The sequence below is a fragment of the Sphingomonas sp. genome (assembly GCF_019746015.1).
Classification (GTDB): Bacteria; Pseudomonadota; Alphaproteobacteria; order Sphingomonadales; family Sphingomonadaceae; genus Sphingomonas.
Map to the genome: position 1 here is coordinate 1 of NZ_JAIESM010000061.1, position 10,214 is coordinate 10,214.

Genomic DNA, 10,214 nt, shown 5'->3' on the forward strand with positions numbered 1-10,214 from the left:
CCGACGTGATGTTCGTGATCGACGCGAACAAGGAAGAGCTGGCGATCAAGGAAGCCAATACGCTGGGCATTCCGGTGGTCGCGATCCTCGATTCGAACGTCTCGCCCGATGGCATCGCCTTCCCGGTGCCGGCGAACGACGATGCGAGCCGCGCGATCCGTCTCTACTGCGAAGCAATCGCCATTGCCGCCACGCGCGGTGGCCAGGAAGCGCAGGCCCGCTTTGGCGGTGACATCGGCGCGCTGGACGAACCGCTCGCCGAAGAGGCGCTGGAAATCGCTCCCGAGGCGACCGAAATCCACGAGGAAACCGCCAACGACGCCAACGCCTGAACGGCGCCGCGTCGCGGAACTGTAACCTGCGCGGCCTAGTCGCCGCGCTATCCGCTCCGGGCCGGGCGCGCCAATGGGTGTGGCGCCCGCCCGCCGGACAAAGCCTGAGGAAAATGACCATGGCCGAAGTCACTGCCGCACTGGTGAAGGAACTGCGCGAAAAGAGCGGCGCAGGCATGATGGACTGCAAAAAGGCGCTGGCCGAAACCGGCGGCGAGATGGACGCCGCGATGGACTGGCTGCGCACCAAGGGGCTGGCGGCGGCGGCCAAGAAGTCCAGCCGCACGGCGGCCGAAGGGCTGGTCGGCATTGCCGTTGCCGGCACGCGCGGCGCCGCGATCGAAGTGAATTCGGAAACCGACTTCGTGGCGAAGAACGACCAGTTCCAGGCGTTCGTCCGCGAAGCGACCGGCATCGTGCTGGCCGAGGGCGACGACATGGCGGTGATCAAGGCCGCCACCATGGCGTCGGGCAAGTCGGTTGAGGAGCAGCTGACCAACAACATCGCCACCATTGGCGAGAACCAGAATCTGCGCCGTGCGCGCCGGCTGGAAGTGAGCGCGGGCGCGGTTGTGCCCTATGTTCACAATGCCGCCGCCCCGGGCCTGGGCAAGATCGGCGTGCTGGTCGCGCTGGAAAGCACCGCCGGCGCCGATGTGCTGGAGCCGCTGGGCAAGCAGATCGCCATGCACGTGGCCGCTGCCTTCCCGCTCGCGCTGCGCGAAGAGGAGCTGGACGCCGACGTGATCGAGCGCGAGCGCGCGATTGCCACCGAAAAGGCGTCTGAAAGCGGCAAGCCCGCCGACATCATCGCCAAGATGGTGGAGGGTGCGATTGCCAAGTATCGCAAGGAAAATGCGCTGCTCAGCCAGCTGCTGGTGATGGACGGCAAGACCAAGATCGCCGATTTCGTGGCCCAGGCGGCGAAGGCTGCCGGCGCCGACATCCAGCTGACCGACTATGTGCGTTTCCAGCTGGGCGAGGGCATCGAGAAGGAAGCGAGCGATTTCGCGGCCGAAGTCGCCGCCGCCTCGGGCGTGCCGCAGCCCACGGCCTGATCGATCGACACAGCCGGGCCGCCCCACCGGGTGGCCCGGTTTTTTTGTGCCCGCGCGCGATGTGTCGCGCCGGATCGGGCGTTCCCGGCCTGCCATTTGTCGTGCGGCGAAACCGCCTTGCCATCCCCTTGGCAAGGGCGGGCGGCGCGCCTAAGGTCCGGCCCACTTGCCGCCCCCTTTGCCGTGCTGGACCGCGATGACCATTCCCCATTTCAAGCGCATTCTGCTCAAGCTTTCGGGCGAAGTCCTGATGGGGCAGCAGCAGTTCGGCATTGACCCGGGAACCGTGGACCGCGTGGCCGGCGAAATCGCCGCCGCGAAACAGGCCGGGCACGAGCTGTGCGTTGTGGTCGGCGGCGGCAACATCTTCCGGGGCCTGGCGGGTGCCGCCAAGGGCTTTGACCGCACCAGCGCCGATTATATGGGCATGCTGGCAACCGTGATGAACGCGATTGCCGTGCAGAATGCGCTGGAGAAGATGGGCGTTGAAACCCGCGTTCAGTCGGCGATCCCGATGGCCAGCGTGTGCGAGCCCTATATCCGCCGCCGCGCCATCCGGCACATGGAAAAGGGGCGGATCGTGATCTTCGCCGCCGGCACCGGCAACCCGTTCTTCACCACCGACACGGCGGCTGCGCTGCGCGCGGCGGAAATGAACTGCGACGCGCTGTTCAAGGGCACCAGCGTCGACGGTGTCTATACCGCCGACCCCAAGAAGGTGGCGGGTGCCACCCGTTATGAATCGCTGGGGTTCGACCAGGTGCTGGCCGACAATCTGAAGGTCATGGACGCCGCCGCCGTTGCGCTGTGCCGCGAAAACAATATTCCGATCGTTGTCTTCAACATCCGCGACGAGGGCAATATGGCCCGCGTGATGCGCGGTGAGGGGACCGCAACGATCGTCCACACCCTGACGGAGAATTGACGATGGCCGCTTATGACAAGGCCGATATCGAGCGCCGCATGCATGGCGCGGTCGACGCGCTGAAGGGCGATCTGAGCGGCCTGCGCACCGGCCGTGCGAGCATCACCCTGCTCGATCCGGTAACGGTGGAGGTTTATGGCAGCCAAATGCCGGTGAACCAGGTCGCCACTGTCTCCACGCCCGAGCCGCGCCTCATCTCGGTGCAGGTGTGGGACAAGTCCAATGTCGGCTCGGTCGACAAGGCAATCCGCTCGGCGGGCCTTGGCCTCAACCCCATTGTCGACGGGCAGACGCTGCGCATCCCGATCCCCGACCTGACCGAGGAACGGCGCAAGGAACTGGCCAAGCTGGCCGGGCAATATGCCGAGAAGGCGCGCGTCGCCGTGCGCAACGTGCGCCGCGACGGCATGGAAAGCCTGAAAGCCGACGAGAAGAAGAACCTGCTCTCCGAAGACGAGCGCAAGCGCCACGAGACCGAGGTGCAGAAGCTGACCGACAGCGCGATTGCCGATATCGATGCGGCCACCGCGGCCAAGGAAAAGGAAATCCTGGGTAAGTGACGGCGGTGCCGGCCCAGGCGCCCCGCGTGGCGGCGACGGGCGGCGGCACGGATGCAGTGCCGCGCCATGTGGCCATCATCATGGATGGCAATGGCCGCTGGGCAAAGGCGCGCTTCCTGCCCCGGCTCGCCGGGCACAAGGCAGGGGTGGAGGCGGTGCGCCGCATCACCCGCGCTGCGCGCGCGATGGGCATAGAGGCGCTGACGCTCTATGCCTTTTCCTCCGAAAACTGGCGCCGGCCCGCAGAGGAAGTGGGCGACCTGATGGGGCTGCTCAAGCATTTCATCCGCGCCGATCTGGATGAAATGGTGCGCGAAAATGTGCGGCTGAAGGTGATCGGCGATTATCACCGCTTCGGCCCCGACATCGTCTCGCTGGTGGAAGGGGCGCTTGCCCGCACCGCCGCCAATAGCGGGCCGATCCTGGTGATTGCGCTCAATTATGGCGCGCATGCCGAACTGACCGAAGCCGCCCGGCGGCTGGCCGAGCGCGCGGCGGATGGCATGCTGGCGCCGGCAGACATCACCGCCGAGGCGATCGAGGCGGAGCTTGAAACCCGCGATCTGCCGCCGCTTGACCTGCTCATCCGCACGTCTGGCGAGTGCCGGCTGTCCAACTTCCTGCTGTGGCAGGCGGCCTATGCCGAGCTGCTGTTCGTCGACACGCTATGGCCGGATTTCGACGAAGCAGCGCTGCGCCAGGCGATTGCCCAGTTCGGCCGGCGGCAACGGCGCTTTGGCGGGCTGTGAGCGGGGCCGCGCGTCGCCAGGAACTGCTCACCCGGTTCGTCGTGGGGGCAATGCTCGCCGGGGTGGCGCTGGTGGCGCTGAAGCTGGGCGGGGTGCTGTTCTGGCTGCTCTGCGCGGCGCTGTCGCTGGGGGTGCTGCGCGAATGGGCGATGCTCGCGGGTGCCGGCGCCAACACGCGGCGGCTGATGCTGCTCGCGCTGCTGGTGCCGCTGGCCATCCTGTCGCCGTTCGCAATCGTGCCGCCGGTGGCGCATTCGCCCTATTTCCTGGCGCTGGGGCTGATCGGTGGCGCGGCGATGTTTGTCGGCGCCGTCACCCGTCAGGCATTTCTGGCGGGTGGCATCGTCTATGCCGGCCTGCCGGTGCTGGCGCTGCTGCTGATCCGCGATCAGCCGCGCGGGCTGGAATATGCGTTCTGGACGCTGGGGCTGGTGTGGCTGTGCGACATTGGCGCCTATTTCGCCGGCCGCTGGATCGGCGGGGCGCGGCTCGCGCCGGCGATCAGCCCCAACAAGACCTGGGCGGGCGCGCTGGGCGGGATTGCGCTGGCCAGTGCCTTTGGCGCCGCGCTCCACATCTATGCCGGGCTGCCATGGCGGCTGACGCTGGCGAGCCCCGCGCTCGCCATTCTGGCGGAAGGCGGCGATTTGTTCGAAAGCTGGCTGAAACGGCAAGCGGGCGTGAAGGATAGCGGCACGCTCTTGCCCGGCCATGGGGGCTTGCTAGACCGGCTGGACGGGCTGGTGCCGGTGGCGCCGGTGGCGGCAATGCTGGTAATGCTGCCGCAGATCAGGGGATTGTTTTGATGAAGACGGTGACGATTTTGGGCGCAACGGGGTCGATCGGCACCTCGACTCTCGACCTGGTCGAGCGCGCGCCGGAAGCGTTTCAGGTCATTGCCCTTACCGCCAATGGCGATGTCGAAAAGCTGGCGGCTGCTGCCATCCGCACCAATGCCCGCCTGGCCGTGGTGGCGGACGAGCGCTGCTATGATGCGCTTAAGGATCGGCTGGCCGGCACCGGCATTGCGACCGCCGCCGGGGCAGACGCGGTGTGCGAGGCGGCACGGATGGGCGCCGACTGGACGATGGCGGCGATTGTCGGCTGTGCCGGCCTGAAGCCCTCGATCGCGGCGGTGGAGCAGGGCAAGACCGTGGCGCTGGCCAACAAGGAATCGCTGGTTTCCGCCGGCGACGTGATGACGGCCGCCGTCGCCCGCCACGGCGCGACGCTCCTGCCGGTCGATTCAGAGCATAATGCCGTCTATCAATGCTTCGATCACGCCAATCCGGGCCGCGTTGCGCGCGTTATCCTGACCGCGAGCGGTGGCCCGTTCCGCGACACGCCGGCGGAGGCAATGGCGTCGATCACGCCGGCACAGGCAGTGGCGCACCCCAACTGGTCGATGGGGGCGAAGATCAGCGTCGATTCGGCCACGCTGATGAACAAGGGGCTGGAACTGATCGAGGCCTTCCACCTGTTCCCGATCACCGCCGACCAGCTCGATGTGGTCGTCCACCGCCAGTCGGTGGTCCATTCGATGGTCGAATATATCGACGGCTCGGTGCTCGCGCAGCTTGGCACGCCCGATATGCGCACGCCGATTGCCTATACGCTCGCTTGGCCCGACCGGATGACGACGCCCGGCCCCCGGCTCGACCTGGCTGCGGTTGGCCGGCTCGATTTCGACGCGCCCGATTATGCGCGCTTCCCGTGCCTGAAACTGGCGCGCGACTGTCTCAAATCGGGCGGCGCGCGGCCCACTATCCTGAACGCGGCGAACGAAATCGCGGTTGCCGCGTTCCTTGAGGAGCGTGTCGGCTTTCTTGAAATTGCCGCAATCGTTGGGGATACGCTGGAGCGCTACGATCCGGCGTCGCCGGAAACGCTGGACGCGGTGCTGGCGATCGACGCCGAGGCGCGGCGATTGGCGGCAGAGCGTGTGAAGGATTGCGTCGCTTGAATCACTCGCCGGGCCTGTTGCTGACCATCCTGGCCTTTGTGCTGGCGATCGGGCCGCTGATTTTCCTGCACGAGCTGGGGCATTATCTCGCCGGGCGCTGGTTCGGCGTGAAGGCGGAGGAATTCGCCGTCGGCTTCGGCCAGGAAATCGCCGGCTTCACCGACCGGCGCGGCACCAGGTGGAAATTGTGCGCGGTGCCGATCGGCGGTTATGTGCGCTTTGCCGGCGACATGGATGCATCGAGCCGCACCGACCCCGACTGGCTGAACCTGCCACCCGAAGAACGCGCGCGAACTTTCCCGGCCAAGCCTTTGTGGCAAAAGTCGATTATTGTGGCCGCCGGGCCGGTCGCCAATTTCATTATCGCGCTGATCATCTTGGCCGGCTTCGCGCTGGCGGTGGGGCGCGCGGAGATTCCGGCAACCGTGGGCGCGGTGGAGCAGGGGAGCGCGGCCGCGCTGGCGGGCCTTTCTCCAGGTGACCGGATCACCGCGCTGGGCGGGCGGCCGGTCGCAAGTTTCGATGACATGATCCAGTTCGTTCATCTGCGCCCCGGCGCGCGCGTTCAGGTCGATTATGTGCATCAGGGCACGGCGCGCACCGCGATGATCACCATCGGCACGCATGAGCAGAAGGACCGGTTCGGCAACATCGCGCGGATGGGCCGGCTGGGCATCGCGGCGGACGCGGCGGCGATCCGCTATGTGCCGGTCGCGCCCTGGGAAGCGCCCGGCGTCGCCATCGCCAAGATGGGTCAGATCCTGACGATGATGCGCGACGTGATCGGCCAGATCATTCTGGGCGAGCGATCGGTGAAGGAACTGGGCGGCCCGCTGCAGATTGCCAAGGTATCGGGCGAGCAGTTCACGCTGGGCCTGCCGCATTTCGTGTTTTTCGTCGCTTTGGTGTCGATCAACCTTGGCGTCATCAATCTGCTGCCGGTGCCGGTTCTGGATGGCGGGCACCTGCTCTTCTATGCCATTGAGGCGGTGCGGCGGCGCCCGGTCGATCCGCAGGTGATGGAATGGGCGTTCCGGGGTGGTTTGGCGGCCGTTCTGGCGCTGATGCTGATGGTGACGATCAACGATCTGGGCGCTTTTGGCCTGTGGAGCAAATTGGCCGGGTTGATCGGCTAGGCTGGTTGGGGCAGGGACGCGCTCAAAGCATGCGTTGATTTGCCGGGGTGAGGGAAGTCTGTTGGGGTGACATGGTGACGGTTAGCGATTTCTCTGCCTTCGGCTCGCGCGTGACCGGCCTGTTGCTGGCCGGCACGATATTGTCGGGCGTGCCGATGGCGGCCGCCGCGCAAGTTCAACCATCAACGCCACCGCCACCGGTCCCAGTGGCGACGCCAGCCAAGATTGGGGATTCTCAACCCGCTGTCAAGGTCATCCGGTCGCTGCGGGTCGAGGGCTCCCAGCGCATCGAGCCGGAGACGGTGCTCTCCTATACCAAGCTGCGCGTGGGCCAGTCGTTCAACGACGAGACGCTGGACCAGGCGATCAAGGACCTGCTCGCCAGCGAGCTTTTTGCCGATGTGACCATCGACGGCGCGGTGACCGGCGATGTGGTGGTGCGCATCCGCGAAAACCCGATCATCAACCGCGTGCTGTTTGAGGGCAACAAGCGGCTGAAGCAGGACAAGATCGACAAGGAAATCAAGCTCAAGCCGCGCCAGATCTTCACGCGCGCGGCGGTGCGGCAGGACGTGCAGCGCCTGATCGAGCTTTACCGGCGGCAGGGCCGCTTCGCTGCCTCGGTCAGCCCGAAGATGGTGTCGCTGGACCAGAACCGCGTCGACATCATTTTCGAAGTGAACGAGGGGCCGAAGTCCAAGGTTCAGCAGATCAACATCATTGGCAACAACGTGTTCAATGATGCCAAGCTGCGCGCGCAGATGGCCACCAAGCAGGCACGGCTCACCTCGATCCTCAGCTCCAATACCAGCTATGATCAGGACCGTCTGGCCTATGACCAGCAGAAGCTGCGCCAATTCTATCTGACGCAGGGTTATGCCGACTTCAAGGTGACCTCGGCGGTTGCCGAACTGACGCCCGACAAGCGTGACTTCATCATCACTTATGTGGTTGAAGAGGGGAAACGCTACAAGTTTGGCGAAGTCACCGTTGATAGTGACATCCGCGATTTCGACGGCAAGAAGCTGGTAAAGGGCCTCGCGGTGCGCCAGGGGGACTGGTACAACGCGAAGAAGGTTGAGGATACGGTTGAATCGCTCAACAATACCGCCGGCCTTTATGGCTATGCCTTTGCCGATGTGAACCCTGAGTTTGTCCGTGATCCGGACGATCTCACCATGTCGATCAATTTCCACATTGCCCAGGCGCAGCGCACCTATGTCGAACGCGTCGACATCAACGGCAACACGCTGACGCAGGACAAGGTGATCCGCCGCGAAATCCGCCTGACGGAAGGGGATGCGTTCAACCGTTTCCTGGTCAAGCGCTCGCAGGACCGCATCAACTCGCTCGGCTTCTTCCAGGACAAGTTCGAAATCCAGGAAAAGCCCGGCAGCGCGCCCGACCGCATCGTGCTGGAGGCCAATGTCGAGGAGCGCTCCACCGGCGAGCTCAACCTGTCGGTGGGTTTTTCGAGCCTTGAACGCTTCGTGCTCCAGGCAGCAGTCCGTCAGCGCAATTTCCGCGGCAAGGGGCAGGAACTGCGCGCCAATGCCAGCTTCTCGCAATTCTCGCGCGCGCTCGAACTGGGCTTTACCGAGCCCTATCTGTTCGACCGCAATATCGCGCTGGGCTTTGACATTTTCCGCCGTGATTTCCGTAACTTCAACTTCACGGACGCGGCGCGTCGCACCAACTTCCTGCAGACGTCGACCGGGTTCAGCATTCGCGCCGGCGTGCCGCTGACCGAATATTGGTCGTTCACCGCGCGCTATCTGCTGCAGTATGACGAATTGACGCTGGGCCGCGAGTTCCTTGACGTTAACGGCAATTGCGATCCGCTGATCGCCGGCCGGTTCCTGTGCGAGCAGCTGGGCCGGCGCTTCACCTCGGCATTCGGCTACACCCTGTCGTATAACAGCCTGAACAGCGGCCTTTTCCCCACGGCCGGCCGCCGGTTGACGATCAATCAGGACATTGCCGGGCTGGGCGGCGACGTGCGTTACTTGAAGACGCAGTTCAACTTCATCGAATTCAAGAATCTGGGCAGCAACTTCATCCTCTCCTTCTTCATCGAAGGCGGGCATATCATTCCGCTGCAGGGTGAACGCGGACCGGGCATCGACCCCATCCAGATCAACGACCGCTTCTATCTGGGCGAGCCGTTCTTCCGTGGTTTCCAGATCCGCGGCGTTGGCCCGCGCGTGCAGCGCCTGCAGTTCGACCTGAACGGCAATCCGATCGAGGACCGCCGCCAGATTCGGGACGACGCGTTGGGCGGCCGCACCTATTACCATGGGCGCCTCGAGCTGCAGGTGCCGCTCGGCTCTGGCGTGCGCGAGCTGGGTATCCGCCCGTCAATCTATGTCGATTTCGGTGCGCTGTTCGGCATCACACGGCCCCTGCCAACCGCCGTCTTCCCGACGGTTACCGATCCGGTGACCGGGCGGGTGACCGTGCTGCCGCTGCAACGCCCCGATCTCGACCAGACAACGCGGTTGCCGCTGTTTGTGGTGCCGGCGGGTTCGGCGAATGCCGGTGCGCTCACCACCTGCCCGATCGGCTTTTCGGACACGGCGGGTGGCACGTGCACCGGCACGTCGCAGAATCTGGCATCGACCACGCCGGTCGGGCCGTTCCTGGAACGCTTTGCGGGCGATACGCCGCTGCCGCGCGTTACCGTCGGCGTCGGCGCCAACTGGAATTCGCCGTTCGGGCCGCTGCGCATCGACGTTGCCTATGCGCTGATTTCGCGCTTCGGCGATGACCCCAAGCTCATCACTTTTAACGTAGGGACTCAATTCTGATGACTAACTTTCTGAAGGCCACTGCTCTTTCGCTGGCGCTGGTGGGCAGCACCGCATTTGCGACCGCCGCGCAGGCGCAGACGCTGATCGTCGACGTCGAGCAGATTTATCGCGACAGCACCGCTGCCAAGAGCGGCAACCAGCAGCTTGAAGCCAAGTACGGCGCCCGCATCCGCGCCGCGCAGACCAACCTGGATACCGCCGTCAAGGGCTGGAACGACCAGGTGACGGCGGCGAAGGCGGTGGCCAAGCCCAACACCCCGCTGCCGCCGGCGACCGAAAAGGCGCTGACCGACGCGCGCCAGCGGCTGCAGGAAGCCCAGGCGCAGGCGGAAGAGCTGCAGCGCGAGGTGCAGCAGTTGGGCCAATATGTGCAGCTGCAGATTCTCGACAAGCTGCTGCCCATCGCCGAGCAGATCCGCAAGGACCGCAAGGCCAACACGGTCGTCGCGCGGGGCTCGATCCTCGCGTTCGACGCGGCCTATGACATTACGCCGTCGGCCATGCAGCAGCTGAACGCGGCGCTCACCACCGTGTCGATCACCCCGCCGCAGCAACAGCAGCAGCCCGCCGGCACCACGCCGCCCGCGCAGCCGACCACGAAGCAGCCGGCCTCGCGGTGACGGACGGAACCCCCCACGCGCTCGATATCGGGCGCGTGATGGCGGCCCTGCCGCATCGTTA

10 protein-coding genes are annotated in these 10,214 nt (G+C 65.4%); all 10 read left to right on the forward strand.

Annotated elements, in window-relative coordinates:
* Window positions 1-332 (forward strand): 30S ribosomal protein S2 (rpsB, locus tag K2Y03_RS08865; protein ID WP_294090122.1); only part of this gene is annotated, 332 nt, incomplete at its 5' end.
* 119 nt (window positions 333-451) lie between these two features.
* The gene (tsf, locus tag K2Y03_RS08870) at window positions 452-1,390 is read left to right on the forward strand and encodes a translation elongation factor Ts (protein ID WP_294090124.1); all 939 of its coding nucleotides are present in this window, start codon (window positions 452-454) and stop codon (window positions 1,388-1,390) included.
* Between the two features lie 196 nt (window positions 1,391-1,586).
* Window positions 1,587-2,315, forward strand: coding sequence for a UMP kinase (pyrH, locus tag K2Y03_RS08875; protein ID WP_294090126.1), 729 nt, complete (start codon window positions 1,587-1,589; stop codon window positions 2,313-2,315).
* Between the two features lie 2 nt (window positions 2,316-2,317).
* Window positions 2,318-2,875, forward strand: a complete 558-nt coding sequence (frr, locus tag K2Y03_RS08880) for a ribosome recycling factor (RefSeq protein WP_294090128.1) — start codon at window positions 2,318-2,320, stop codon at window positions 2,873-2,875.
* A gap of 5 nt (window positions 2,876-2,880) precedes the next feature.
* Window positions 2,881-3,624, forward strand: coding sequence for an isoprenyl transferase (locus tag K2Y03_RS08885; RefSeq protein WP_294090138.1), 744 nt, complete (start codon window positions 2,881-2,883; stop codon window positions 3,622-3,624).
* Window positions 3,621-4,430 (forward strand): phosphatidate cytidylyltransferase, encoded by an 810-nt coding sequence (locus K2Y03_RS08890; protein WP_294090130.1) that lies wholly within the window; start codon window positions 3,621-3,623, stop codon window positions 4,428-4,430. The genes K2Y03_RS08885 and K2Y03_RS08890 overlap by 4 nt, the downstream gene beginning before the upstream one ends.
* Entirely contained in the window at window positions 4,430-5,587 is a 1,158-nt protein-coding gene (locus K2Y03_RS08895) for a 1-deoxy-D-xylulose-5-phosphate reductoisomerase (RefSeq protein ID WP_294090132.1), read from the forward strand. Before K2Y03_RS08890 ends, K2Y03_RS08895 begins: the two co-directional genes overlap by 1 nt.
* On the forward strand, window positions 5,584-6,723 hold the full coding sequence (locus tag K2Y03_RS08900; protein WP_294090134.1) for an RIP metalloprotease: 1,140 nt from the start codon (window positions 5,584-5,586) through the stop codon (window positions 6,721-6,723). The genes K2Y03_RS08895 and K2Y03_RS08900 overlap by 4 nt, the downstream gene beginning before the upstream one ends.
* A gap of 71 nt (window positions 6,724-6,794) precedes the next feature.
* On the forward strand, window positions 6,795-9,530 hold the full coding sequence (bamA, locus tag K2Y03_RS08905) for an outer membrane protein assembly factor BamA (protein WP_294090135.1): 2,736 nt from the start codon (window positions 6,795-6,797) through the stop codon (window positions 9,528-9,530).
* Window positions 9,530-10,153, forward strand: coding sequence for an OmpH family outer membrane protein (locus K2Y03_RS08910; protein ID WP_294090136.1), 624 nt, complete (start codon window positions 9,530-9,532; stop codon window positions 10,151-10,153). The genes bamA and K2Y03_RS08910 overlap by 1 nt, the downstream gene beginning before the upstream one ends.
* Window positions 10,154-10,214: the final 61 nt, after the last annotated feature.